A 24,655-nucleotide genomic window follows, 5' to 3' on the forward strand; every position below is an offset into this window, starting at 1 on the left:
GCCGGAGCGGACCGACATGGCCTCCGGGTAGATCGGGAAGCCGGTGTCGTGGATGGTCTCCAGCGTCACGGGCTTGCCCCAGGCCGGGACCTCGTTCTCGTAGATGTACGGCTCGGCGGTGGCGAAGCCCTGCTGGGCGTCCTTGCCGCCGGCGGCGACGAAGTTGGCTGGGGTGCCGTCGTAGCTGCCGTCCGTGACGGACTCGTCGAGGATCCCCGAGCCGATCAGGTAGCTCATGTACGCGGCGCCGTTGAAGTACCGGATCACGCCGCCGGACTCCTTGAGCGCGGCGCCCAGGCTCTTGATGTCGGTGACCTCGGGGTAGGTCTCCGGGTCCCACATGACCATCATCGGAGACTTGTCGTTCTCGGCGAACACCGCCGTCGTGGGGAACTTGTCGGAGAGCTGGACGGCCTCGTCGGTGGAGACGTAGCCGAGGGTGATGTCCTTGTCGGTGTACATCTGGGCCGAGGCCTGCGTGAAGCCGATCGCCGGGCCGCCCGCGCGAACCTCGATCTTGACGCCGGTGGGCTTGCCGCCCGCGACGAGGTCGCCGGTCACGGTCTTCTGGTTGGCGTCGACCGTGTAGCCGGGCCCGACGAGCTCGTAGAGGTGACCGTGGTCGGCCTCCGGGTTCCAGTCGGTCTGCACGACGACGGTGGCCGGACAGACGTCGGACAGGTCGATCCCGCCGGCGGCCGCGGTGGCCGCCGTGGTCGCGTCGCTGTCCCCGGAACCGTCTGCGCACGCGGCGAGCCCGAAGGTAGTCAGCAGGATCCCAGCGGTTGCGGCGACGACGGTGCGGTTCGGTGTGCGCATGGTGCTCTCTTTCGGTTGTCGGTCATGCCAACGGCCGCGGGGGTGGCCGAGACGCGGTTGTACAGAAGGGTCAGGAGAAGTCGTACCAACGGCCGACGACGGCCCTGCCGAGCAGGCCGAAGACGACGAACACCGTCACGCCGAGCAGGGAGGCGACGATGATCGCGGCGTAGAGGTCGGGGCCCTGGAGGCGGTTGGCGTAGAGCTGGATGAGCACCCCGAGGCCTGGGTTGCCGCGCTGGAAGAACTGGTCGCCGACGACGGCACCGACCACCGCGAGCCCGGCGGAGGTACGCAGGCCGACGAAGATCGAGGGCAGCGCCGCGGGGAACTGGAGCTTCATGAGCATCGTCGCGCGGCTCACGCCCTGGAGCTGGAACAGCTCGCGCTGCTGCTTGGCCACCGACTGCAGGCCGAACAGGGTCATCGCGACGAGCGGGAAGAGCGCGATCAGGACCGTGACGATGACGCGGGCCTGGAAGTTGTAGCCGAACAGGATCCCGATCAGGGGGACGAGGGCGAGGATCGGGATGCACTGCAGGACCACCGCGTACGGGAAGAGCGACCGCTCGATCCAGGTGGCCTGCGACATGAGGACGGCCCACGCGACGCCGATGACGATGGCGATCGCCAGGCCGGTCATCGCGACCTCGGTGCTGTGCAGCAGTGCCGTCATGAGCACCTGGAACTCGCCCGGCGCGAACATCGCCTGGACGACCTGGTGCGGGTAGGGCACGAAGTAGGGCAGGCCGCGCTGGGCGTAGTAGTACGCGAGGGCGTACCAGAGTCCGATCATCAGGATGAAGACGACGACCGGTCCCAGCCAGGAGATGGTCGAGCGCTTGCGGCGGCGGGGCGCGACCGGCGTGACCGCACGGGCTCCGGAGGCGACCTCGCTGTCGATCGTGGTGGCAGCCATCAGCTGTGCGCCTCCTTCAGGGCGTGGGAGACCTCGCCGACGACCTCGATGAACTCGGGGGAGTAGCGGATGTCGGGGTCGCGGGGCATGGGGAACGGGATGTCGAACGACTTCACGAGGCGCCCGGGGCGGCCCGACATGACGACGACCTTGGTGGAGAGGTAGACGGCCTCGGCCACCGAGTGCGTGATGAACAGACCCGCGAAGTGCTGCTCGCTGAACAGCTTGAGCAGCTCGTCCTGAAGACGGCCGCGCGTGATCTCGTCGAGCGCGCCGAACGGCTCGTCGAACAGGAACAGCTCGGGGTCGAGCGTGAACGAGCGGGCCAGCGACGCGCGCATCTTCATGCCGCCGGACAGCTGCTTGGGCAGGTGGCTCTCGAAGCCGTCGAGCCCGACGAGGTGGATCGCCTCGCGCGCCTTCTCCCGACGGATCTTGGGCCCGCGGCCCTTCAGCTCGGCGAGCAGCTCGACGTTGCCGAGCACGTTGCGCCAGGGCAGGAGCGTCGCGTCCTGGAAGACGTAGGCGATGTGGTCGGTGGCGAGCGTGACCTTGCCGGCGCTGGCCGTCTCCAGGCCGGAGGCGATCCGCAGCAGCGTGGACTTGCCGCAGCCCGAGGGGCCGACGACGGAGACGAACTCGCCGCGGCCGACCGTGAGGTCCACCCCCGAGAGTGCGACCGTGCCGCCGGGGAACGTCATCGCGACGTCCTCGAACCCGAGGAGGGGCAGCACCTCCGTGGGCGGCGTGTCCAGGGTGGTGGTGGGTGTCGTCGTGGACACGGTCACCTCGCTTCGGGGTAGGTGGGCAGGAGCGCCGGGGCGGCGACCTGGGCGTGCGTCTCGCTGACGGCGACGAGCCGTCCGTCGTGGATGACGTAGCGGTCGAGGTTCGCGGTGGCCACGACCCCGACGAGGTCGGTGCCGCGGACGGCGAGCAGCTCGGCGCGGGCGCCCGGCTCGACGGCCGCGACGGGCAGGCCCATGACGTCGCGCGCGCCGGTGCTGACCGCGGCGTACGCCTCGTCGACCGACAGGTGCCCGGCGACGACCAGGAGCATCGCGGTCTCGAGCGCGTCGCTGCGGCCGAGGGGGTTGAACGGGTCGCGCACGTTGTCGGCGCCGGCCGCGAACCGCACCCCCGCGTCGACCAGGGCGCGCACGGCGGTCAGCCCGCGCGGCGTCGCGACCCCGTCGTCCCAGCCCTGCAGGTAGAGGTTGGTGATCGGGTTGGCGATGATCCCGACGTCCGCGGCGAGCACGTCGGCGATGACCTCGTCGCGACGCGGCCCGTCCAGCGTGCCGAGCCGGACGCAGTGCCCGGCGCTGACCGGCGAGTCCCAGCCGACGACCGCACGTGCGAGCACGTCGAGCGTGACCTCGCAGTCGAGGCTCTCGTCGGTGTGGATGTCGACGCCGACCCCCGCCAGGCGGGCGATCTCCAGCAGCCGCGCCAGCTCGGTGAGCGCGTCCGGCGCGAGGTGCGGTGCCCCGCCGACGAGGTCGATGCCCGCGGCGAGCGCGGCCTCGTGGTCCTGCGTGGGGGTCAGGTAGCCGCCGAGCGTCACGAGCTCGAGGTCGAGCAGCCCGCGCAGCTCCTCGCGGACCCGCAGCAGGGCGTGGACGCCGCGCAGCGGGTCGGGGCCGGGCAGGAGGTCGACGTGGCTGCGGATCGCGGTGGTGCCGTGCGCGAGCATCGTGAGCGCCTGGGCGCGGGCCCGGCCGGCGATCTCGTCGACCGTCATCTGCTCCGAGTGCGCATGCCACGAGTCGATCGCGAGCCGCAGGTCGCCCATCGGCGGCCGGATCGCGTCCCAGGAGAGCGCCTTGTCGAGGTGCGCGTGCGGGTCTGCGGGCGCCGGGAGCAGCAGGAAGCCGTCGAGCTCGAGGGTCGAGTCCGGGTCGCCGGGGCCGAGCGCGCCTCCCGGGACGACCGCCTCGACGACGGCGCCGTCGAGCCGGACGTCCACCACCGAGCCGTCGGCGAGGCGTGCGTGGAGCAGCCTCTCGATGGGGCGGGGCAGGGCGGTGATCGCGGGCCTCCAGTCGGGGAGCGCGTGGCTCACCCGGGCGGGTGCGCCGTCGCGGGGGTCTATATCTACTGCTGGGTACGCACGCTAGGTACCTGCCGTTTCTCGTGTGTAACGAGAGTGGTCCTTCCACGTCACGGTGTTTGCGCTGCTGTTAACACGAGCCTCGTACGGTGACTCGAACGAGATCTGTCGGGTGTGCAGGAGGACCTACGTGAGCGTGTTCAGCGACATCCAGCGGCCGGTGGTGGTGCGTGCCCGGACCGTGCTCGCCGACGGTGTGCTGGCGCTCGACCTGGAGCCGACGAACGGCCGGCCGCTGCCGCCGTGGACGCCCGGCTCGCACATCGACCTGCTGCTGCCCGGGGGTGTGGAGCGGCAGTACTCGCTGTGCGGCGACCCCGCGGACCGGTCGTCCTACCGCGTGGCGGTGCTGCGTGAGGCCGACGGTCGCGGCGGGTCGGCGTACGTGCACGACGAGCTCGCGGTCGGGGACACGCTGCGGCTGCGCGGCCCGCGCAACCACTTCACGTTCGACCCGGTCGCCGACGAGCCGACGGTGTTCGTCGCGGGCGGGATCGGGATCACCCCGCTGCTGTCGATGATCGCCGCCGCCGACGCGGTCGGGGCGGACTGGTCCCTGCACTACGCCGGGCGCTCGCGGGCGACCATGGCATTCCTCGACGACCTCGTCGGGAGCCCGCGGGTGCAGGTGTACCCGGGCGACGAGGGGTCCCGGCTGGCGATCGGCGCGCTGGCGACCGGACCGGCCGGGCGGGTGTTCTGCTGCGGGCCGCGGCGGCTGCTCGATGCCGTCGACGCGGTGTCGACGGACGGCTGGACCGTGCACGCCGAACGGTTCGAGGCCCGCGAGTTCGGGCCGCCCCTGTGGCCCGACCCGTTCGAGATCGAGCTGGCGATCAGCGGGTCGACGCTCACCGTGGAGCCGGGGCAGAGCATCCTCGACGTCGTCGAGGACAGCGGCGCGGTCGTCGTCTCCTCGTGCCGTGTGGGCACGTGCGGCAGCTGCGAGACGCCGGTGCTGGAGGGGGCGGTCGAGCACCGCGACTCCGTGATCGGACCCGGGGGGCCGAGCCAGACCATGATGATCTGCGTCTCGCGCGCCGCCGGGCCGAGCCTGGTGCTCGAGCTGTGAGGCCTGGTTCAGCGTCCGACGCGGCGCCGCAGGTCGGCCACGACCGTCGCCTCGTCGGCGGTCTGCAGCTCGTAGTCGCGGACGACCACACGGCCGCCGACGACGACGTGCCGCGGCCGGCGTCCCGGCGCGGCCCACAGCAGCCCCTCGACGGGATCGGCGACGCCCGCGTCGGCCACCCCGGACACGTCCCACACGCACAGGTCCGCGGCCGCGCCGTCGCGCAGGTGACCGAGCTCGGGGCGCCCGAGCCCCGCGGCGGACCCGGCGCTGGCCATGCCGAGCACCTCGCGCGCGGTCAGCGGCCTGCCGACGAGCGGAGCCACCTGCATCGCCAGGCGAGCGTCGGCCAGCAGGTGGCCGGCGTCGTTGCTGCCGCCCCCGCTGGTGCCCAGACCGACCGCGACGCCGGCGTCCCGCAGGGCGGCGACCGGCGCGATGCCCCAGCCCATCGGCAGGTCGCAGCCGGGCGCGTGGGTGGCCGTCGCGCCGGATGCGGCGATGCGGTCGAGCTCGTCGTCGGTGATCCCGCACAGGTGCGCCAGCGTCACGTCCGGCGCGAGCCAGCCCCACTCGTCGAGCAGGTCCAGGGGGCGCCGGCCGTAGCGCTCGAGCGCGATCGCGACGTCGACCTGCTCGTTCGCCTGGGTCCGCCGGCGCAGGCCGTACCGCTGCGCGACCTCGCCCAGCAGCCGGAACGTCTCGGGGGAGTCGCTGTGCACCCCGGCCGGCCCGACGGCGAGCTGGAGGAGGTCGGTCTGCTCGATGCGCTCCGCGATGAGCGACGCCGAGATCGCCGCCGCCTCCGGGTCGTCGCGGGCGCTGCCCCGCACGAAGACGAGCCGTGCCCCGAGCCGCTGCGCCGCCTGCACGGTGCCGAGCGCGATCTCGAGCGACGTCTGGGGGTCCGCCGGCCACGTGAGGTGGTGGTCGGCCACGGTGGTCACGCCGCTCAGCAGGGCCTCGGCCAGCCCCGCCGCCGCCGCGACGGTGCTCAGCTCGCCGTCGACGCCGGCCTCGGCGTAGGCCGCGGCCATCGTCGGCAGCCATTGCGCCATGCGGACGCCGCGGGTGCCGGGCAGGGTGCGGAACGCCGTCTGGAGCAGGTGGTGGTGCGCGTTCACGAGGCCGGGGGTGACGACGCAGCCGTCGGCGTCGAGGCGTTCGCCGGGTCCGGGGCTCGCGCTCACGACGCCGTCGACGACGTGCAGGTCGCCGCTCGTCTCGGTGGACTCGTCGATCACGATCGCGCGGGCGCCGGTCAGTGTCAGCATGGAGGCCTTGCTAGCACCTGCACGTGTCGGGGAGGTGACCTGGATGCTCGAGATCGCTGACCGGCTGCTGGCCCGCCTCACCGACGGCCACCGCGTGGCCGTCGCGACCGTCATCTCCATGACCGGCAGCGGACCGACCGTCGTCGGCACGTCCATGGCCGTCGACGACACCGGCGCGGCCATCGGGAGCGTCGCCGGCGGGTGCGTCGAGGGTGCCCTGTACGAGCTGTGCGCGTCCGTCCTCGCGGGTTCTGCGCCGGGCGTCCAGGAGTACGGCGTCACCGACGAGGACGCGTTCGCGGCGGGGCTGACCTGCGGCGGCGTGCTCCGGGTGCACGCGCGCGAGCTCGGTCCGGCGGACGTGCCCGCGCTCGCGGCTGCCGCGCGCGGGTCGGCTGCGCGCGTGGTGACACCGCTCGTCGGAGAGCTGCCGACGGACCGCGAGCTGCCCGACCGCACCGGCATCGTGCGGTTCGCGGGACCGGAGGGCGGTGTCGAGGTGTTCGTCGAGGTCGCGTCCGCGCCCGACCGGATGGTGATCTACGGCGCGCTGGAGTTCTCGGCCGCGCTCGCCTCCGCCGCGCGGGCCGTCGGGTACCGCGTGACCGTCTGCGACGCCCGCGCGGTCCTCGCGACCCCCCGTCGGCACCCGGCGGCCGACGAGGTCGTCGTCGACTGGCCCGTCCGGCACCTGGCCTCGCTGACGCTGGGACCACGGGACGTCGTGGCGGTCATGTCCCACGACGACCGCTACGACGCGGAGCTCGTCCTCGCCGCCCTGCGCGGCGGCGCGGGCTACGTGGGCGCGATGGGCTCGCGGCGCACCCAGGACCGGCGGACGGTGGCGCTGGTCGAGCTCGGCGCGACGACCGACGACCTCGCCCGCCTGCACGCCCCGATCGGCCTCGACATCGGCGCCTCGACCCCCGCGGAGACGGCGGTCTCGGTGCTCGCGGAGGTCCTGGCGTCCCGCGCGGGCGCGTCCGGCACCCCGCTGAGCCGCACGGTCGGCCCGATCCACCGCCCGGCCGACTCCCACGCCCCGGAACGGGCACCGGCCGAGTAGCCCACCTGCAGCGTCCGCGCTTGCGGTCGCCATAGCGCTCGCTTACGCGGACGTTGACGGGGTTGAAGGTGCAGCGTCCGCGCTCGTGGTCGCTATAGCGCTCGCTTGCTCGGACGTTGCGGGGACAGCTAGCGCTGCTGGGCGAGGCGCCAGAGGCGGTCGGCGGACATGGGCAGCTCGGTGGGGCGGATGCCGAGGGCGTCGCGGACGGCGTTGGCCAGGGCCGGGGCGACCGGGTTGTAGGGCGCCTCGCTCATGGACTTCGCGCCGAGGGGGCCCAGGTCGTCGGTGGTCTGCGCGAACAGCACCTCGGTGGGCGGAAGGTCGATCATCTGCGGCACGTGGTAGGCGCGGAACGAGGCGGTGGTCACGCGGCCCTCGTCGTCGAGCCGGACCTCCTCGAACAGCGCGGTACCGATGGCCTGGCCGACGCCGCCCTCGACCTGGCCGCGCAGCTGTTCGGGGTGCAGGACGGTGCCCGCGTCGACGGCCTGGACGGAGCGCAGGATGGTCACCGAGCCCGACTCCGGGTCGACGGCCACCCGGAACGCGTGCACGTTGAACGCGACCGACCGCGGGGACCCGTCGTGGTTCCCGCTGCCGGTGAGGCCGGGGACCGCGGCGGCGATCTCGGTCAGCGGCACGCCCTCGGCGGAGTCGACGTCGAGTGCCGACGACCAGCTCCGCGGCTCGTCGGAGGGGTGCTCGCGCAGGGCAGCGGCCGCGGCGAGGACCTTGCCGCGCAGCTGCAGGGCGGCGCGGTGCAGGGCGAGGCCGGCGACGACCGTCCCGGCGGAGGCGAACGCACCGGTGTCGTACCCGGCGACGTCGGTGTCGGACTGCTTGATGACGACGCGGTCGACGGTCGTGCCCAGGGCCGTCGCGACGAGCTGCCCGTGCACCGTCGTCGTCCCGTTGCCGAACTCCGTGGTGCCGACGCGCGCCTCGTAGCGGCCGTCGTCCAGGAGCCGGACCGAGGCCTCGGCGTAGTGGCCGCGCGGAGCGATCGTCGCGATCATCGCGATGGCCATCCCCTCGCCGACCACGGACCCGGGCGGGGCGGGCGGGTCGCCGGACCGGTCGGCGAGCGCGGCCTGCGCGAGATCGAGGCACTGGTCGAGCCCGTACGAGTGCATGTCGAGGTCGTCGACCTCGTCGGGGTCGGTCACCAGCAGGTGGTCGCCGGGCACGACGACGTTGCGCCGCCGCAGCTCGAAGGGGTCGAGACCGACCTCGCGCGCGAGCTCGTCCATCGCTGACTCGATCGCGAACTGGACCTGCCCGAGCCCGTACCCGCGGAACGCTCCGGCCGGCATGGTGTGCGTGTAGACCGACTCCGCGTCGACGCGCTTGTTCGCGCAGCGGTACACCGACACCGACTCGCTGACCCCGTGGAACATGACGCCCGGACCGTGGTTGCCGTACGCGCCGGTGTTCGCGAGCACGTCGACCTGGAGGGCGGTCAGGACGCCGGAGTCGTCGCAGCCCACGTCCACGGTGACGCGGAACGGGTGCCGGCTGGGCACGACCGTGAACTCGTCGGAACGCGTCATCTCGTACTGCACGGGCCGCCCGGTCCGCAGCACCGCGAGCGCGACGAGGTCCTCGGTGAGCAGCTCCTGCTTGCCGCCGAACCCGCCGCCGACGCGTCCGGTCAGCACCCGGACCTGCGAGAGGTCGAGGTCGAAGAGGTGCGCGATCTCCTTGCGCGTCAGGTAGGGCACCTGGGTGCTGGTCCGCAGGACGAGCCGGCCCTCCTCGTCGAGCCAGCCGCGCGTCGCGTGGGTCTCGAGCGACGCGTGCGCGACCCGGCTCGTCCGCCAGGTCCCGTGCACGCGGTGCGCGGCAGCGGCCAGGCCCTCGGCCACGGAGCCCATCTCGTCGTGCTTCTGCGCGACGACGTTGCGCCCCGGCTCGGAGATGCGCGCCTCGGGTCCTTTGTCCCCGTGCACGAGCGGAGCACCGGGCAGGCGCGCCTCCGAGGGGTCGAAGACCGCCGGGAGCACCTCGTACTCGACCTCGATCAGCGCGCGGGCGCGCTCGGCCTCGCGGAGGGTGTCCGCGACGACGACGGCCACCCGCTGCCCGCGGAAGCGGACCACGCGGTCGAGGACGAGGGTGTCGTCGGGGTCGTCGAGCCGGCTCTCGTGCCGCGCCGTCGAGAAGCGGTGCGTCGGGGAGTCTTCGTAGGTGAGCACGGCGAGCACGCCGGATGCCCGCCGGGCCTCGTCGGCCGAGATGGACACGATCCGCGCGTGCGCGTGCGGGCTGCCCAGCACGGCGAGGTGGGCGAGGTCGACGGCCGGCACGTCGAGCGTGTACGCCTCATTCCCGGTGACGATCCGGTGCGCCGCGGGTGCCCGCACCGACCGGCCCGCGTCCTGCCCGGCGAGCGGGTCGACCGTGTTCGACACCCCGCGGACCGCGTCGCAGATCGACCGGTACCCCGTGCACCGGCAGAGGTTCCCCTTGAGGGCACGGGCGGTCTCCTCGGTGACCTCGCCCGACAGCCCCAGGCCCGCGACCGTGGTCACGTAGCCGGCCGTGCAGAATCCGCACTGGAACGCGGCGGCGTCGACGAACGCCTTCTGCACCGGGTGCGGATCCTCGACCGTCCCCAGCCCCGAAGCCGTGGTGACGGACCGGCCCGCGGCGCGGACCGCGGGCACCAGGCAGGAGTGCGTCGGTCGGCCGTCGAGCAGGACGGTGCACGCGCCGCAGTCGCCCGCGTCGCAGCCCTTCTTGACCTCGTTGTGCCCGTGCTCGCGCAGAAGCGTCCGCAGCACCTGCCCGGGTGCGGGGTCGACGTCGAGCGGCTCGCCGTTCACCTCGAGCCTCATGCGAGGTCCTCCCGCACCTGCGCGGCGAGGCGCAACGTCTGTGCCCGGCGCCAGTCCGGGGCGCCGTGCGGGTCGTCGTACCAGTCGTCGATCGTGTCGATCGCCTCGGCCAGCTCGCCGGGAGACGGGTACGACGAGAAGGCGAACCGCCGCGGTCGGGGCACGCCACCGGTGATCGTCGCGACGAGGCCGTCGCCGGACCGTCGCCCGACGACGATCGCTCCGGTCCGCCCGTGCCGCGTGAGGGCGGCGCGGGCGAACGACGCGGGAGAGGTGAGGACGTCGGGGGCGATCGAGATCGAGCGCAGGACCTCACCGGGTGCCAACAACGTCGACCGCACGCCGGTCACCAGGTCGAGCACGGCGACCTCGGAGGTGCCCGTCGCCGTCCACACCGATGCCGTCGCGTCGAGCGCGACGGCCAACGTGGTCAGGGAGCCGGCGGGCAGCGCGAGGCAGATGTTGCCGCCCACCGTCGCCAGGTCCCAGATCTTCTCCGACATGACGAGCGACAGGAGGCAGTCCTGCACCAGGTGCTGCGAGCGCCAACCCGGCACCGGCGGCAGGTCCGCCAGCTGCCGCAGGGTGCACGTCGCGGCGATCGTGAGCCCGTCGCCCACCTCGAACGGCGGCCACCCCAGCGTCGTCAGGTCCACGAGCTCGCGCAGGTCGGGCTGCGGCTCCGAGAACAGCCAGGTGCCCCCGGCCAACGGCGCGCTGCCGGGGCCGAGCACCAGGTCAGCGCGGGTGCGCGGCGAGCGGATGTGGTCCAGCGACGTCAGGTCCATGTGGCTCCCGAGTGTGGCCTACCTCGATGACACGGACGTTACGCGCGGTAACCCCGCGGCGCGCCGACCCTCAGAAGGTGGCCGCTATGGCGTCGGCGATCTCGGTCGGAAAGCTCAGCGCCGCGAGGTGACCACCGGGTACGACGACCGGCTCGCGGCCCACGCGCTCGCGCGCGACGCGCTGCTGCAGCTCGAGCGGGAAGAGCCGGTCGTCACGGCCGGCGATGACCGTGACCCGCTCGGGCCAGGACGTGAACGTGCACGCGTCGCCGAAGATCGTCTGCGTCTCGGGGGACGGGTGCTCGTTCATGTACGCGACGAGGTCGGCGGGGACGTCATGGTTGAAGTACACGTCGTCGTCGAACTCCGTGGTGTAGCCGCGCTCCTCGGCCGCCTTCACGAGGGCCTCGTGCGAGCCCACGTCGTCCCACCAGTCACCCGCGGTCTCGCCGGGGAGCGGGATCATCGCGTTGACGAACACGACTCCGCGGGTGGGCACGCGCTGCGAGACGAGCGGGGCGGTGAAGCCGCCCATCGACTGCGCGACGAGCGTGACGTCGGTCCGGTCGCCGATCGCCGCGACGACGGTGTCGGCGTACGCCGGCAGGCCGCTGTCCTCGTCGGCCGCGGGCAGGTCGATCGCGAAGGCGTCGAACCCTCGGGCGCGCAGGTCGGCCTCGACGAGGTGCCAGAGCCAGCCCTGGCCGCCTGCGCCGGGGATCAGGGCGATGGCGTCGCTCACGCCGTCCACGGTAGGGGAGGGCCTACCAGGGCGCGACCCCCAGGTGCTCGTCCCACTGCCCGCCCGGGCCGCAGCCGCCGGTGTACCCCTCGGGCATCTGCGGATAGACCTCGACCCAGTACCGACGGGCGAGGACCTGCGCCTGCGCGGGGGTAGCGCCGAGGGCCTGCGCCATCCGGGCGTCCCGCTGCATGGCGGCGCACTCGGCCTGCGCCTCGTTGGTGATCCCGATCATGTGCATCGTCTCGTGGGTGAGCACGTGCACGGCGACGACCTGGTCCGGGCGTGGGATCTTCTTGTCCGACGAGAGCCAGGACCGCAGGTCGGCGCAGACGCCGTACTTGATCAGGGTCGTGCGCTCGGGGACGCCGCCCGGCCCCCACTTCACGTAGCCGAGCTCGGTGCCCAGGTCGGTCCACGTCTCGCCGGAGGTCTGGCAGTGCACGCCGACCGGTCCGCCGGCGACCTGCGACGCGGCGCCCTCGAGCGTGCTCTCGAGCCGTGCGTGCAGCACGAGCGGCACCGCGCACCCGATCGCGACGGCGACGCAGAGCCCCACGCTGATCTTCGGGAACGGCGCGATGCGGCCCAGCGCATCCACCCGGGTCAGCACCCAGCGCACGGACACCCCGGCCGCGAGGACGAGGAACCCGATCAGCACCGCGGTGAGGAACACACCTGGTGCATCGGCGCGTCAGGGCCGAACCTTCAGAGGTCGAGCACGGTCAGCCGGACGTGCAGCACGTCGCCGACGTCGGCCTCGTTGGCGGTGCGGACGGCCTTCTTCACCGGGAGCGCGTACCCGGAGTCGCCGGGGAAGATCGACGTGCGCCAGACGGTGGGCCCGATCTCCGCCTCGACGCGCAGCGAGCCGAACCCGCGGGTGGCCGGACCGGCGACGTCAAGGATCTCGTCGGAGATCTCCGCTGGGACGCTGACGAACGTCCACGTCTGCGTGCGGGCGGACCACTGCCACAGCGGGGCGTCGAACTCGAAGGTCACGCGCTCAGCCTAGGGACGGGCACCGACGGCGGCCGCAAGCTCCGTGCGAGAGCGCACCCCGAGCTTCAGGTAGACGTTGCGCAGGTGGTACTCGATCGTCTTCGGGCTGAGGAACAGGGCGGCGGCGGCCTCGCGCGTCGTCCGTCCGCCGCCGAGCATCCGGGCGACCTGCAGCTCTTGCGGGGTGAGGTGGTCGAGGCCCGTGGTGCTGCGTCGCTGGGCGGTCTCGCCAGTCGCGCGCAGCTCGAGGGCGGCCCGGTCGGCCCACGGCGCCGCACCCAGCGCCTCGAACGTGGTGAACGCCGCGCGCAGGGGGGCCCGGGCGTCGACCCGCCGCTTGAGCCGCCTCAGACGGGCGCCGTAGGCCAGCTGCGTCCGCGCCGTCTCGAAGGTGTCCGGCGTGTGCTGGTGGTAGGCGAGCGCGACCGCGAAGCACACGTCGACGTCGTCGTCGGGGCAGGTCAGCCCCGCGGCTCGTGCCGCCCGCGCGAGCGACCACGGCTGTCCCTTGACCTCGGCGTGTCGGGTCAGGTCGGCCGCGATCGCGGAGGCCTCGTCGACCTGGCCGAGCTGCACGAGCGCCTCCACCATCTCCGGCGCGGGGGACAGGTCGACGTCGTGCAGGCCCAGCTCGGCCAGGTGCGCGTCGAGCTCACGCAACCGCTCCAGGGCGCTCTCGGTGCGGCCCAGCCCGAGGTCGAGCTCCGCGAGCGCGGTCATGGCCCAGGCCTGGAAGAAGCCGAGGTGGTGCGCGCGCGTGATCTGGAGGGCCTCGGTCGCGTGCGCGACGCACGCGTCGGCGGCTCCCTGCCGGGCCTCGAGCCAGGCGAGCCCCGCGAGGCAGGCCGCGAGGTCGGTGGCGTGCCCCGCCTCGCGCGCCAGCACGACCCCCTCGGTGTAGCCGGCGACGGCGTCGTCCCAGCGGTCGTCGGTGGTGGCCTGGTCACGCGAGACGTAGAACAGCAGGAGGGGCAGGCCCCCGATGTCCGCGCGGCTGCGGGTGTGGGCGACGACCGCGGGGATGACGTCGCGGCCGACCGCGCTCTCGCGCAGGAACAGGGGACCGAAGACGAGCCACGGTGCGAGCTGCGGGTCCTCGAGGAAGGCGTCGGCCTCGGCCATGGCCGCACGCAGCAGGTCGGGCCCGCCGCGACCCGCGAGGACCCCGGCGACGGCGACCGCCATCGTGCCCACCCAGCGGGCGCGTCCGGTGCGCGGCTCGAGCCGTTCGATCAGGGCGGCGGCGCGCGCGCCCGTGGCCGTGTCCCCGGCGAACAAGCTGGCTTCCACCCCGTCCGCCAGCAGCAGGACGGCCGCGTCCGGGTCCTCGTCGGCGACCTGCGATCCGGCCGCGACGAGCACGTCCCGCGCGCGCTCGACCGACCCCGTCCGCAGCGCGACGGCGCCGTCGAGTGCGGCGGCCCGGATCCGCAGGTCGGACGTCTGCGGCAGACCGGCGGCCCGGCCCAGCAGGTCGGTCGCCGAGTCGGGCGCGCCCGCGCGCCAGGCGCTCTCCGCGGCAGACACCAGCCGCCCGACGCGCTCGGCCGGGTCGGGTGTCAGGCCGGCGGCGCGCTCGAACCCCGCAGCCGCGACCGCGTGGGCCCCCCGCGCCCGCGCACGGGTCGCGGCTTGGTCGAGCACCGCGGCGACCGAGGCGTCGGGGCTGGCGGTCGCCTCGCCCAGGTGCCACGCCCGCCGGTCCACGTCGTCGTACGGGACCGCCTGCGCGAGCGCCGCGTGGACCGCGCGCCGGGTCGCGGGCGACGCCTCGGCGTAGATGCCCGAACGGACGAGGTCGTGCCGGAACGTCACGTGGGACGGGCCGACGGTGAGCAGCTGCGCCCGCTCGGCCTCGTCGAGGTCGGCGACGCTGACGGCGAGCAGCGCGCACGCCCGCTCGACGACGGCGAGGTCGCCGCCGGCCGCCGCGGCGACGATCACCGCCGTCCGCGACGTCGCGGATAGCGCGTCCGCGCGGCGCGCGAACGTCCGGGCGAGCGAGGCGGGCACCGGCACCGGGGCGCCGGGGGGCAGGGCGTCGACGCCGTCGTCGGAGAGCTCGAGCAGCGCGAGCGGGTTGCCGCCCGTCGACGCGAGCAGCCGCACCCGGGCGTCGTCGGACAGCCTGCTGCCCAGCGACCCCGCGAGCTGTGCTGCGTCCGCCGCATCGAGACCCACCACGGGGAGCATCGGCAGCCCGGCAGAGCCGACCACCGACGGGGCCTCGTCGCGGACGGCCAGGAGGATCACCACGGGGTCGGCGGTGAGCCGGCGGGCGGCGAAGCACAGGGCCTGCGCCGACGGCGGGTCCAGCAGGTGCGCGTCGTCGACGAGCACCGCCACGGGCCTGTCCTCGGCCGCCCGGCTCAGCAGGCTGAGCACCGCGGCGCCCACCGCGAACCGCTCGCCGCCGGAGCCGGGCGTCAGGGCGAGGGCCGAGCCGAGCGCCTCGGCCTGGGGTGCGGGGATGGCGTCGAGGTGCTGGAGGACGGGCCGCAGAAGCTGCAGGAGGCCGCCGAACGGCACCTCGCGCTCGGCGTCGATTCCGTCGGCGCGCAGCACGCGCATCCCGGCGTCGGCGACCGCGGTCGCGGCGTCCTCGAGCAGCGCGCTCTTGCCGATCCCGGCCTCGCCGGTGAGCACGAGCGTGCCGCTCTCGCCCACGCGCGCGGCAGCCACCAGGGTCGCGATGACCTGGCGCTCGCGCTCGCGGCCGACCAGCACCTTCCGAGTCTAGGGAGCGGACCAGGGGGGTCCCCTGATTCGACGGAGGCACCGGCTCCGCGAGTGTCGAACACGACAAACCCGACACACCGAGGAGCTGCATCACCATGACCGAGACATCCGTCCAGGCCCTGACCCAGCGGGCCATCGACCCCGACAAGCTCATGTCGTTCGTGTTCCGCGCGGTCGATGAGGTCGGCGCGACCCTGAACACGGCGCTCGTCGTGATGGGCGACAAGCTGGGCTACTACACGGCGATGGCGGACGGCCGGCCGATCACGCCGGCGGAGCTGGCCGAGCAGACCGGCACCTACGAGCCGTACGCCCGCGAGTGGCTGAACAACCAGGCGGCCGGCGGCTATGTCGACTACGACGCCGAGGCCCGCCGCTACACCCTGCCCGCCGAGCACGCCGTCGCGCTGGCCGACCCGACCAGTCCCGCCTACCTGGCGGGTTTCTTCCAGCTCGCGCTCGGCACCGTCCGGGACGCTCCCGACATCTACTCGGCCGCTCGTGACGGCGACGGGCTCGGGTGGCACGCGCACAACGGCGACGTGCACCACGGGTGCGAGCGGTTCTTCCGGACGATGTACAACGGCCACCTGCTCACCGAGTGGATCCCGGCGCTCGAGGGCGTCTCGGCCAAGCTCGAGGCGGGCGGCAAGGTGGCCGACGTCGGCTGTGGGCACGGCGCGTCGACGATCCTGCTGGCCAAGGCGTTCCCGAACGCCACGTTCGTCGGGTCCGACTACCACGCCGGGTCGATCGAGGTGGCGCGCGAGCGTGCCAAGGCGGCGGGCGTCGAGGACCGCGTGACGTTCGAGGTCGCCTCGGCCACCGCCTTCACGGGCACGGGCTACGACCTGATCGCGATGTTCGACTGCCTGCACGACATGGGTGACCCCGTCGGTGCCGCGCGGCACGTGCGCAGCGCGATCGCCGACGACGGCACGTGGATGGTCGTCGAGCCGATGGCGGGCGACCACGTCGAGGACAACCTCAACACCGTCGGCCGCGCGTACTACGGCTTCTCGACGCTGCTGTGCACGCCCGCGTCGCTGAGCCAGGACGTCGGCCTCGCGCTGGGCACGCAGGCGGGCCCGGCCAAGATCCGCGACGTCTCGACCGCCGCCGGTTTCCGCGCGTTCCGGACCGCGGCGACCACCCCGTTCAACAACGTGTTCGAGGTCCGACCGTGACGACGGACGTCCGTGAGGCGGACACTGCTCGGGTGAGCGATCACCCGAGCAGGTCCGCTGTCCCCGACGCGGCCGGGACCGCGGTGCGGGACGGGGTCCATCTGGCCTACGAGGTGTATGAGAACCCGGGCCGGCCCACCGTGCTGCTGGTGCCCACGTGGTCGATCGTCCCGTCGCGGTTCTGGAAGGCGCAGATCGGCTTCCTGGCCCGGCACTATCGCGTGATCACCTTCGACGGCCGCGGCAGCGGCGCCTCCAGCCGTCCGGCCGGCGCGGCCGCCTACACGGACGGCGAGTACGCCGACGACATCGTCGCGGTGCTCGACGCCACCGGCACCGAGTCCGCGGTGATGGTCACCGAGTCGTGCGGGGCGTCCTACGTGGTGCACGTCGCCGCCAAGCACCCGTCGCGGGTCGAGGGCATGTTCGCGATCGCGCCCTCGTGCGGCCTCGACGTCGCGACCCCGGGCCGCGACCACGTCCCGTTCGACGAGCCCGTCGACAGCACCGAGGGCTGGGCCAAGTACAACTTGCACTACTGGCTCGGCGACGGCTACGACGACTTCGTCGACTTCTTCTTCGCGAAGATGTTCTCCGAGCCGCACTCGACCAAGCAGATCGAGGACTGCATCGGCTGGGCGCACGAGATCAGCCCACAGACGCTCGTCGACACGACCGCCGGCCGGATCGGCTGCGAGGGCGCGGTGTGCGAGCCGATCGCCCCGCTCGCGCGGCGGGTGCGGTGCCCGGTCGTCGTGCTGCACGGCACCGACGACCGCATCCGGCCGCAGGCGTTCGGCGAGATGCTGGCCGAGCTGACCGGCGGCGACCTGGTGCTGCTCGAGCACGCCGGTCACGGCCCGTCCGCGCGCGACCCGGTGAAGGTCAACCACCTGATCGCGCAGTTCGTCGACACGATCCACCCCCGCCCGACGAAGCCGCGGTGGACCCGCGCGTCGGCGCGACCGAAGAGGGCGCTCTACCTCTCGTCGCCCATCGGCCTGGGCCACGCCCAGCGCGACGTCGCGATCGCGGCCGAGCTGCGCCTGAAGCAGCCCGACCTGCAGATCGACTGGCTCGCGCAGCACCCGGTGACGCGCGTGCTCGGCCAGCACGGCGAGCGGGTGCACCCGGCGTCCGCGTGGCTGCGCAACGAGTCCGGGCACATCGAGCACGAGTCCGGCGAGCACGACCTGCACGCGTTCCAGACGATCCGCCGGATGGACGAGATCCTCGTGCACAACTTCATGGTGTTCGACGAGGTCGTCGCGGACGGGGACTACGACCTGGTGATCGGCGACGAGGCCTGGGACGTCGACTACTTCCTGCACGAGAACCCCGAGCTCAAGCGCTTCTCGTTCGCGTGGATGACGGACTTCGTCGGCTGGCTCCCGATGCCCGACGGCGGACCCCGCGAGGCCGCGCTGACCGCCGACTACAACGCGGAGATGATCGAGCAGAGGGCGCGGTTCGCGCGCGTGCGGGACCGGTCGGTGTTCGTCGGCGACCCCGACGACATCGTCGAGGACGACTTCGGCCCGGGGCTGCCCAACATCCGTACCTGGACCGAGGAGAACTTCGACTTCGCCGGCTACGTCACCGGCTTCGACCCGGCCGCGCTGCAGGACACGCAGCGCGTGCGCGAGTCGCTGGGCGTCGCGCCGGGGGAGAAGCTCTGCCTGGTCACGGTCGGCGGCTCCGGCGTCGGGACGTCGCTCCTGCGTCGGGTCATGGACGTCGTCCCGCTGGTCCGTCGGCTCGCGCCGGAGGTGCGGTTCGCGTTCGTCACGGGCCCGCGGATCGACCCGGCGTCGTTGCCGGCGTACGAGGGCTCCACCGTGCTCGGCTACGTCCCGGACCTGTTCCGGCACCTGGCGGCGTGCGACGTGGCCGTGGTGCAGGGCGGCCTGACGACCACGATGGAGCTGACCGCTCTGAACAAGCCGTTCGTGTACGTCCCGCTGCGGCACCACTTCGAGCAGAACCTCCACGTGCGGGCGCGCCTCGACCGCTACGAGGCGGGTCGGCACCTGCCCTACGAGGAGGCGCTGGACCAAGACGCGCTCGCGGAGGCGATCGTCAAGGAGGTCGGCCGCGACGTTCGCTACCGCCCGGTCGCGACGGACGGCGCGGCCCGCGCGGCCGCGATGCTGGCGGATCTGCTCTAGGCCGCGCGCAGCCAGGACCTGTCGGTCCCTGCTCGCGCGGCGACGGCCGCTTGCCCCTACGGTCGTGAGCGCGGCGAGGGGCGCCGCGGGAGGGCAGGGGCCGCATGGATGTCACCGAGCTGCTGGTCGAGTCGCACGGACGGGTCGGTGGGGTGCTGCACCGCGCCGTGGGCGGGCTGGACGTGGTCCAGCTGACGTGGCGGGCCGGCCCGCAGGCGAACACGATCGCGTGGCTGGCCTGGCACGCTGCCCGCGGGGAGGACGCGCAGATCGCCGACGTCACGGGGACCGACCAGGTGTGGTCGCAGTGGGCCGACCGGTTCGCGCTCCCGTTCGGCGACGAGGAGACGGGGTACGGGCAGAGCAGCACCGAGGTCGGCCAGGTCGAGGCGAGCGCGGAGCTGCTGCTCGGCTACTACGACGCGACCGCGGCGCGCACGGCCGCGTACCTGCGGACCCTGTCCGACGCCGCGCTCGACCGGGTGGTGGACGTCCGGTGGGATCCGCCCGTGACGCTCGGGGTCCGGCTCGTGAGCATCATCGGCGACAGCCTCCAGCACGCGGGGCAGGCGTCCTTCGTGCGGGGGCTGTTGGAGCGCGCGACGTAGGCTCGCCCGTATGCGCTGCGCCTACTTCGATGCCGAGGTCTGCCGCTCGTGCACGTGGATGGGCCGGCCGTACGACGCCCAGCTGGCGGCGAAGCAGGAGCACGTCGAGTCCCTCCTGGGCACCGACCTGCAGTGGCTGTCTCCGTTCCCGAGCGCCGAGTCCGGGTACCGGAACAAGGCGAAGATGGTGGTCACCGGGACTGCCGACGAGCCCACGCTCGGCATCCTCGACGCGGCCGGCCACGGCGTGGACCTGCAGTCGTGCGGGCTCTACCCCGACTCGTTGCAGGCCGTGTTCCCGGTGCTCGCGGCGTTCGTCGCGCACGCGAACCTCACGCCGTACGACATCGCCGCACGCACCGGCGAGCTGAAGAACCTGCTGGTCACGCAGTCACCCGACGGCGAGCTCATGGTCCGGTTCGTGCTGCGCTCGCAGGAGCCCGTGGCGCGGATCCGCAAGCACCTGCCCGCGCTCCTCGACGCCCTGCCGGCGCTACGGGTCGCGTCGGTGAACCTGCTGCCCGACCACAAGGCGGTGCTCGAGGGGGAGCGGGAGATCCTGCTGACGCCGCACGAGACCCTGCGGATGCGCGTCAACGACATCGACCTGCACCTGCGCCCGCAGAGCTTCTTCCAGACGAACACCGACGTCGCCGCGGCCCTGTACCGGCAGGCGACGTCCTGGATCGGCTCCGTGGGACCGACCTCGGTCTGGGACCTGTACTGCGGGGTCGGCGGGTTCGCGCTGCACGTGGCCGGCGGCGACCGGGACGTCGTCGGGATCGAGACGAGCGTCGAGGCCGTCGCGAGCGCCCGCCTCTCGGCGGCGGACCTCCGACTGGACCGGGTGCGGTTCGAGGCCGATGACGCCACCGCGTTCGCCGTCACGCACGAGGCGCCCGAGCTGGTGGTCGTGAACCCGCCGCGCCGCGGCATCGGGGCGCAGCTCGCGGCCTACCTCGAGGCGTCGTCGGCGACCCACGTCGTCTACTCCAGCTGCAACGCGGAGTCGCTGGCCCGGGACCTGGCGGCGATGCCGTCGCTGCTGCCGGTGCGCGGGCAGCTGCTCGACATGTTCCCGCAGACCACGCACTACGAGGTCCTGACCCTGCTGGAACGGGTCTAGCGGGCGCCGAGCAGCGCGAGGACCTCGGCGGTCGTCCCGGTCTCGCCGAGGCGCGGGAAGATCCGGCCGACGCTGTTGTCGTGCGCGTCCGCGTTCATGTCCGTCATGGCGTCGACGGCGAGCGTGACGTTGTAGCCCCGCTCGTGGGCGCCGCGGGCGGTCGACTCGACGCCGATGCTCGTCGAGATGCCGGCGACGACGACCTGGGTGACGCCGAGGTCGCGCAGGTCCCCGTCCAGGGAGGTCCCGTGGAACGCGCCCCACGTGCGCTTGGTGACCGTGAGGTCGGACGGCTGCAGGCCCAGCTCGGGCACGAGGTCGGCCCAGTCGGCGGGGCGGTCGCCGCCGCGGGGAGGGGCCTGCGTGCGACCCGGTGCGCCGCCCGTGACGTTGACGAGCACGACCGGGAGGCCGCGCCGGCGGAACGCGTCGGCGAGGGCGGCGGCGTTCCGGACGACGTCGGCCGAGGGGTGTGCCGTCGGCTGGCCGACGATGCCCTTCTGCAGGTCGATGACGACCAGGGCGGTGACGGGGTCGAGCGCGGTGAGGCTCATGCGGTCTCCAGGGTGGTGCGTGACAGGGAACGGTCGAGGACGGTGACGACGAGCAGGACGAGGGCGCAGCCGACCATCACCCAGGTCAGGTGGTGCAGGCCGGCGGTGGTGGCGCCGTGGCTGAACGAGGCGGCCAGGACGGCGGACGCCGCCATCGCGCCGAGGTAGGTGAACGTGCGTAGCAGCCCCGCCGACGAGCCCATGCGGGCGGGCTCGGCCTGCCGGTAGAGCGCGTTCTGGTTGGCCAGCCCGTTCAGGCCCTGCGAGACGCCGATCAGCATCGCGACACCGACGAGCACCCACAGCGCGGTGCTGGTGTGCACCTCGAGCAGCGCGACCGTCCCGGCGACCAGCGCGATCCCGCCGACGACGAGCTTCCCGCGCAGCTGCGGGCGTCGTCCGGAGATCGCCGACGCGCACAGCGCCGCGGCCGACGTCGGCAGGAGCAGCAGTCCGGCCGACGAGGCGCTCAGCCCGCGCCCGGCCTCGAGCCACTGCACGTACCCGTACATGAACGCGTACGTGACGGTCGACTGCAGGATCTGGCGCAGGTAGGTGGCCAGCAGCGGCACGTTCCCGCCCAGGATCCGCAGGTCGAGGAAGGGTGCCCGCTGTCCCAGCTCGCGCACGACGAGCGCGATCGCGGCGACGACGGCGACGACCGGGAGGTACCACTCGTCCGCGGCCGGCTCCGTCAGGAAGAGCATGAGCGTGGTGAGCATCGTCGCGAACAGGACCATGCCCGGGACGTCGAGGCCGCGGGTCTCGGTGGTGGGCACGGTGCGCGGCAGGCGACGCGAGCCCAGGACCAGGCAGGCGATCGCGAGGGGGATGTTGACCGTGAAGATCGTCCGCCAGCCGCCGACCCCGATGAGCAGGCCGCCCAGGGTGGGCCCGATGATCGCGACGGTCTGGTTGGCGACGGCCAGCGCGGTCAGGACGAACGCCGGGCTCTTCACGCCCGTGCGCTCCTGCTCGCTGCGCAGCAGATACATCGCGGCGGGGTAGGCGGCGCAGGTGCCGAAGCCCAGCAGGACCCGCGCGCCGACGAGGAGACCGAGGCTCGGGGCGAGCGCGCCGAGCACGCCCGCGACGCCGACCAGCCCCGTGCCCAGAAGGTAGAGCCGGCGCGGTCCGAACAGCTCCACGAGCCGGCCGACCACCGGCTGACCGACCGCGGTGGCCAGGTACAGCGCGCTGACCAGCCAGATCGTCTGGGCCGGGGGAGCGCCGAACGCGATCCCGATGGGGATCAACGAGACGGCGATCATCGAGGAGTTGATCGGGTTGAGCACAGACCCGAGGACGAGCGGTGCGGTCAGGCGGCGGTCGAACCCGACGGCCTGGGTGCGTTCGACGGTCGCGGTCACGGTTCCGCGAGCCGGTCGAGCAGGGCGAGCGCGGCCATGAGCGTGTGCCGCTCGTCGTCTGAGAACCGATCCTCGATGGCACGGGCGAGCCACTCCTGGCGGGCCTGCCGGTCGCCGGACAGCCGTTCCACGCCCGCGTCGCTCAACGTGATCAGGTGGCGGCGGCCGTCGTTCGGGTCGGGGTGCCGCTCGATCAGCCCGAGCTCGTCGAGCGCAGCCAGCTGGGCGGCGACGGACTGGGGCCGGACGCGTTCGGCGGCGGCGAGGTCGCTGGCGGACGCCGCGCCGTCGCGGTCGAGGCGGCTCAGCAGCGACGTCTGCGACGGGGTCAGGTCGCCGGTCGCGCTCACCTCGCGCAGCTGCCGACGCAGCCGGCCGACGACGACCCGCAGCTCGTGTGCCGCGCGGACGGAGTCGTCGTTCATGCCTCCGACGGTAACTCCGTCAGTGCAAACTGTCCAGTTGAAACTGTTGATCTCGCGCCGCGCAGCCGATCGCGCCTGCCGTGCGGTAGGAATGCGCATGGCCGTCGACCCTGTCCTCGTCGTCGGTGGTGGCCCCGCGGGGCTGGCCGCCGCCGCCGCACTGCACCGCCGTGGCATCCCCGCCCTCGTGCTCGAGAGGTCCGACGCCGTCGGCGCCTCCTGGCGGCGGCACTACGAGCGTCTCCACCTGCACACCACGCGGAACCTGTCGCACCTGGGTGGGTTGCGGATCCCGCGGCGGTTCGGCCGGTGGGTGGCGCGCGACGACGTGGTCGCCTACCTCGAGCAGTACGTCGAGCACCATCACCTGCGCGTGCAGACGGGGGTCGAGGTCACGCGCATCTCGCAGGGCGACGACGGCCGGTGGCTGCTCGAGACGAGCCAGGGGGTGATGAGCGGCCGCGAGGTGGTCGTCGCGACGGGGATCAACCACACCCCGGTCCCGCCGCGCTGGCCGGGCACGTTCGACGGCGAGGTCGTTTACGCCGCGGAGTACCGGAACGCGGCGCCGTACGTCGGCCGGGACGTGCTCGTCGTGGGCGTCGGGAACACGGGCGCCGAGATCGCCGTCGACCTCACCGAGGGCGGCGCGTCGCGCGTCCGGCTCGCCGTGCGGACCCCGCCGCACATCGTCCGGCGCTCCAACTTCGGCTGGCCCGCGCAGGGCACCGGGATCGTCGTGCGCCGGATGCCGGTGCGGATGGTCGACGCCGTCGCCGCGCTGATCGCGCGCGTCGAGGTGCCCGACCTGTCGCCGTACGGTCTGCCCCGGCCGACCACCGGCTTGTACACGCGCGTGATCGAGGGGGCGCTGCCGCTGCAGGACGTCGGGCTCATCGCGGCCGTGCAGGCGGGGACCGTCGAGCCGGTGCCGACCGTGACGGCGTTCGACGGCCCGGCCGTCGTGCTCGCCGACGGGAGCCGCATCGAGCCGGAGATCGTGCTCCTGGCCACCGGGTACCGCCCGGGCCTGGACGCGGTGGTCGGTGACCTGGGCGTGCTCGACGACCACGGCGTGCCGGCGCGGACCTTGCCCGGGCTCTACTTCGCGGGGTTCACGCACCCGATCAGCGGCATGCTCCGCGAGCTGCGCCTGGACGCCCGCCGGATCGCCCGCGCCGTCTCGCGGCGGCGCTCGGGCTGAGGACCTCACGGACGACGCGCGACCCGGAACGTCACGTGCGTGGCCGCATCCGTCGCGACGAGGCCCGTGCGCACGAGCTCGGTCTGCTCGTCGCCGGTGTCGTCCAGGAGCCGCACACCGCGGTGCAGCAGGACCGGGACCACGTTGAGCTCCAGCTCGTCGACCAGCCCCGCGGCCAGGTACTGCTGCTGGACGCTCGCGCCGCCCATGACCAGCACGTCCCGGTCTCCGGCGGCCGCACGCGCCTGGTCGAGTGCGCTGCCGATGCCGTCGGCGACGAACGTGAAGACGTCGCTGCGCATGGGTCGCGGCTCGTGCGGGCGGCTGGTCACGACGAACGTCGGCACGGGGAACGGCACGTCACCCCAGAGGTCCACGCCGATGTCGTAGGTGAGACGGCCCACGATCACGGCGCCGGTGCGAGCGAACTGCGTCGCCGCGACCTCGGCGTCCTGCCCAGTCGGCGTCGCCCCGTCGGCCGGGACGTCACGGTCGGCATCCGGCTCGGGGAACAGCCAGCGGTGCAGGCGCTCGCCGCCGACGCCCAGGGGGTGCTCGGTGGAGGTGTCCGGCCCGGCGCTGAAGCCGTCGAGCGACACGGACGCGCTCACTCTCACGATTCCCATGCCTCACCGTAGG

21 protein-coding genes are annotated in these 24,655 nt (G+C 73.4%); 7 read left to right on the forward strand and 14 right to left on the reverse strand.

Annotation, left to right across the window (positions count from 1 at the left end):
- Positions 1-889 precede the first annotated feature (889 nt).
- From AC1DUE_RS07560 to AC1DUE_RS07570, 3 genes are read right to left on the reverse strand one after another with little or no spacing between them, the layout of a single operon-like run.
- A complete protein-coding gene (locus tag AC1DUE_RS07560; RefSeq protein WP_477038788.1) occupies positions 890-1,738 on the reverse strand; it encodes an ABC transporter permease in 849 nt (282 codons plus the stop codon).
- Positions 1,738-2,520, reverse strand: a complete 783-nt coding sequence (locus tag AC1DUE_RS07565) for an ABC transporter ATP-binding protein (RefSeq protein ID WP_477038789.1) — start codon at positions 2,518-2,520, stop codon at positions 1,738-1,740. Before AC1DUE_RS07565 ends, AC1DUE_RS07560 begins: the two co-directional genes overlap by 1 nt.
- A gap of 2 nt (positions 2,521-2,522) precedes the next feature.
- Entirely contained in the window at positions 2,523-3,803 is a 1,281-nt protein-coding gene (locus AC1DUE_RS07570; protein ID WP_477038790.1) for an amidohydrolase family protein, read from the reverse strand.
- Positions 3,804-3,981: 178 nt separating this feature from the next.
- Here AC1DUE_RS07570 and AC1DUE_RS07575 point away from each other — a divergent pair, with 178 nt between their 5' ends.
- Positions 3,982-4,923 (forward strand): PDR/VanB family oxidoreductase, encoded by a 942-nt coding sequence (locus AC1DUE_RS07575; RefSeq protein ID WP_477038791.1) that lies wholly within the window; start codon positions 3,982-3,984, stop codon positions 4,921-4,923.
- Between the two features lie 8 nt (positions 4,924-4,931).
- Here AC1DUE_RS07575 and AC1DUE_RS07580 read toward each other — a convergent pair whose 3' ends face one another.
- Positions 4,932-6,197 carry an amidohydrolase family protein gene (locus AC1DUE_RS07580; protein WP_477038792.1) on the reverse strand — a complete coding sequence of 422 codons (1,266 nt, stop codon included), beginning with the start codon at positions 6,195-6,197 and terminating at the stop codon, positions 4,932-4,934.
- Between the two features lie 43 nt (positions 6,198-6,240).
- Here AC1DUE_RS07580 and AC1DUE_RS07585 point away from each other — a divergent pair, with 43 nt between their 5' ends.
- Positions 6,241-7,263 carry an XdhC family protein gene (locus AC1DUE_RS07585; RefSeq protein WP_477038793.1) on the forward strand — a complete coding sequence of 341 codons (1,023 nt, stop codon included), beginning with the start codon at positions 6,241-6,243 and terminating at the stop codon, positions 7,261-7,263.
- A gap of 128 nt (positions 7,264-7,391) precedes the next feature.
- Here AC1DUE_RS07585 and AC1DUE_RS07590 read toward each other — a convergent pair whose 3' ends face one another.
- The 6 genes from AC1DUE_RS07590 to AC1DUE_RS07615 all read right to left on the reverse strand — a co-directional run bounded on the left by AC1DUE_RS07590 (position 7,392) and on the right by AC1DUE_RS07615 (position 15,362).
- Positions 7,392-10,103, reverse strand: coding sequence for a molybdopterin-dependent oxidoreductase (locus AC1DUE_RS07590; RefSeq protein ID WP_477038794.1), 2,712 nt, complete (start codon positions 10,101-10,103; stop codon positions 7,392-7,394).
- Positions 10,100-10,891, reverse strand: a complete 792-nt coding sequence (locus tag AC1DUE_RS07595; RefSeq protein WP_477038795.1) for an FAD binding domain-containing protein — start codon at positions 10,889-10,891, stop codon at positions 10,100-10,102. Before AC1DUE_RS07595 ends, AC1DUE_RS07590 begins: the two co-directional genes overlap by 4 nt.
- A 70-nt stretch (positions 10,892-10,961) precedes the next feature.
- Positions 10,962-11,633 carry an alpha/beta fold hydrolase gene (locus tag AC1DUE_RS07600; RefSeq protein ID WP_477038796.1) on the reverse strand — a complete coding sequence of 224 codons (672 nt, stop codon included), beginning with the start codon at positions 11,631-11,633 and terminating at the stop codon, positions 10,962-10,964.
- A 22-nt stretch (positions 11,634-11,655) separates the two neighbouring features.
- Positions 11,656-12,309, reverse strand: a complete 654-nt coding sequence (locus AC1DUE_RS07605; protein ID WP_477038797.1) for a hypothetical protein — start codon at positions 12,307-12,309, stop codon at positions 11,656-11,658.
- Between the two features lie 32 nt (positions 12,310-12,341).
- The gene (locus AC1DUE_RS07610) at positions 12,342-12,635 is read right to left on the reverse strand and encodes a DUF1905 domain-containing protein (protein ID WP_477038798.1); all 294 of its coding nucleotides are present in this window, start codon (positions 12,633-12,635) and stop codon (positions 12,342-12,344) included.
- 9 nt (positions 12,636-12,644) lie between these two features.
- The gene (locus AC1DUE_RS07615; protein WP_477038799.1) at positions 12,645-15,362 is read right to left on the reverse strand and encodes an AAA family ATPase; all 2,718 of its coding nucleotides are present in this window, start codon (positions 15,360-15,362) and stop codon (positions 12,645-12,647) included.
- Between the two features lie 107 nt (positions 15,363-15,469).
- Here AC1DUE_RS07615 and AC1DUE_RS07620 point away from each other — a divergent pair, with 107 nt between their 5' ends.
- From AC1DUE_RS07620 to rlmC, 4 genes are all read left to right on the forward strand, one after another.
- Positions 15,470-16,561 carry a class I SAM-dependent methyltransferase gene (locus tag AC1DUE_RS07620; protein WP_477038800.1) on the forward strand — a complete coding sequence of 364 codons (1,092 nt, stop codon included), beginning with the start codon at positions 15,470-15,472 and terminating at the stop codon, positions 16,559-16,561.
- A 32-nt stretch (positions 16,562-16,593) separates the two neighbouring features.
- Positions 16,594-18,729, forward strand: coding sequence for an alpha/beta fold hydrolase (locus AC1DUE_RS07625; RefSeq protein ID WP_477038801.1), 2,136 nt, complete (start codon positions 16,594-16,596; stop codon positions 18,727-18,729).
- Positions 18,730-18,833: 104 nt separating this feature from the next.
- Entirely contained in the window at positions 18,834-19,337 is a 504-nt protein-coding gene (locus AC1DUE_RS07630; protein ID WP_477038802.1) for a mycothiol transferase, read from the forward strand.
- Between the two features lie 10 nt (positions 19,338-19,347).
- Positions 19,348-20,463, forward strand: coding sequence for a 23S rRNA (uracil(747)-C(5))-methyltransferase RlmC (gene rlmC / locus AC1DUE_RS07635; RefSeq protein ID WP_477038803.1), 1,116 nt, complete (start codon positions 19,348-19,350; stop codon positions 20,461-20,463).
- Here rlmC and AC1DUE_RS07640 read toward each other — a convergent pair.
- Genes AC1DUE_RS07640 through AC1DUE_RS07650 form a run of 3 tightly spaced genes read right to left on the reverse strand, consistent with a single transcriptional unit; the run spans position 20,460 to position 22,812 of the window.
- The gene (locus AC1DUE_RS07640) at positions 20,460-21,017 is read right to left on the reverse strand and encodes an isochorismatase family protein (protein WP_477038804.1); all 558 of its coding nucleotides are present in this window, start codon (positions 21,015-21,017) and stop codon (positions 20,460-20,462) included. The two genes, rlmC and AC1DUE_RS07640, sit on opposite strands and share 4 nt — an antisense overlap.
- Positions 21,014-22,387, reverse strand: coding sequence for an MFS transporter (locus AC1DUE_RS07645; protein WP_477038805.1), 1,374 nt, complete (start codon positions 22,385-22,387; stop codon positions 21,014-21,016). Before AC1DUE_RS07645 ends, AC1DUE_RS07640 begins: the two co-directional genes overlap by 4 nt.
- Entirely contained in the window at positions 22,384-22,812 is a 429-nt protein-coding gene (locus tag AC1DUE_RS07650; protein WP_477038806.1) for a MarR family winged helix-turn-helix transcriptional regulator, read from the reverse strand. The genes AC1DUE_RS07645 and AC1DUE_RS07650 overlap by 4 nt, the downstream gene beginning before the upstream one ends.
- Positions 22,813-22,909: 97 nt before the next feature.
- Here AC1DUE_RS07650 and AC1DUE_RS07655 point away from each other — a divergent pair, with 97 nt between their 5' ends.
- Positions 22,910-24,016 (forward strand): flavin-containing monooxygenase, encoded by a 1,107-nt coding sequence (locus AC1DUE_RS07655; protein WP_477038807.1) that lies wholly within the window; start codon positions 22,910-22,912, stop codon positions 24,014-24,016.
- Positions 24,017-24,021: 5 nt separating this feature from the next.
- Here AC1DUE_RS07655 and AC1DUE_RS07660 read toward each other — a convergent pair whose 3' ends face one another.
- Positions 24,022-24,642, reverse strand: coding sequence for a dihydrofolate reductase family protein (locus AC1DUE_RS07660; protein WP_477038808.1), 621 nt, complete (start codon positions 24,640-24,642; stop codon positions 24,022-24,024).
- Positions 24,643-24,655 lie beyond the last annotated feature (13 nt).

This window comes from Cellulomonas sp. P4_A2, from assembly GCF_056402515.1.

Excerpts from the sequence above, each read along its gene's own strand:
- AC1DUE_RS07560 (WP_477038788.1), bottom strand. The coding sequence starts at position 1,738 with ATGGCTGCCACCACGATCGACAGCGAGGTCGCCTCCGGAGCCCGTGCG.
- AC1DUE_RS07630 (WP_477038802.1), top strand. The coding sequence starts at position 18,834 with ATGGATGTCACCGAGCTGCTGGTCGAGTCGCACGGACGGGTCGGTGGG.
- AC1DUE_RS07595 (WP_477038795.1), bottom strand. The coding sequence starts at position 10,891 with ATGGACCTGACGTCGCTGGACCACATCCGCTCGCCGCGCACCCGCGCT.
- rlmC (WP_477038803.1), top strand. The coding sequence starts at position 19,348 with ATGCGCTGCGCCTACTTCGATGCCGAGGTCTGCCGCTCGTGCACGTGG.
- AC1DUE_RS07580 (WP_477038792.1), bottom strand. The coding sequence starts at position 6,197 with ATGCTGACACTGACCGGCGCCCGCGCGATCGTGATCGACGAGTCCACC.
- AC1DUE_RS07655 (WP_477038807.1), top strand. The coding sequence starts at position 22,910 with ATGGCCGTCGACCCTGTCCTCGTCGTCGGTGGTGGCCCCGCGGGGCTG.
- AC1DUE_RS07640 (WP_477038804.1), bottom strand. The coding sequence starts at position 21,017 with ATGAGCCTCACCGCGCTCGACCCCGTCACCGCCCTGGTCGTCATCGAC.
- AC1DUE_RS07660 (WP_477038808.1), bottom strand. The coding sequence starts at position 24,642 with ATGGGAATCGTGAGAGTGAGCGCGTCCGTGTCGCTCGACGGCTTCAGC.
- AC1DUE_RS07590 (WP_477038794.1), bottom strand. The coding sequence starts at position 10,103 with ATGAGGCTCGAGGTGAACGGCGAGCCGCTCGACGTCGACCCCGCACCC.
- AC1DUE_RS07585 (WP_477038793.1), top strand. The coding sequence starts at position 6,241 with ATGCTCGAGATCGCTGACCGGCTGCTGGCCCGCCTCACCGACGGCCAC.
- AC1DUE_RS07620 (WP_477038800.1), top strand. The coding sequence starts at position 15,470 with ATGACCGAGACATCCGTCCAGGCCCTGACCCAGCGGGCCATCGACCCC.
- AC1DUE_RS07650 (WP_477038806.1), bottom strand. The coding sequence starts at position 22,812 with ATGAACGACGACTCCGTCCGCGCGGCACACGAGCTGCGGGTCGTCGTC.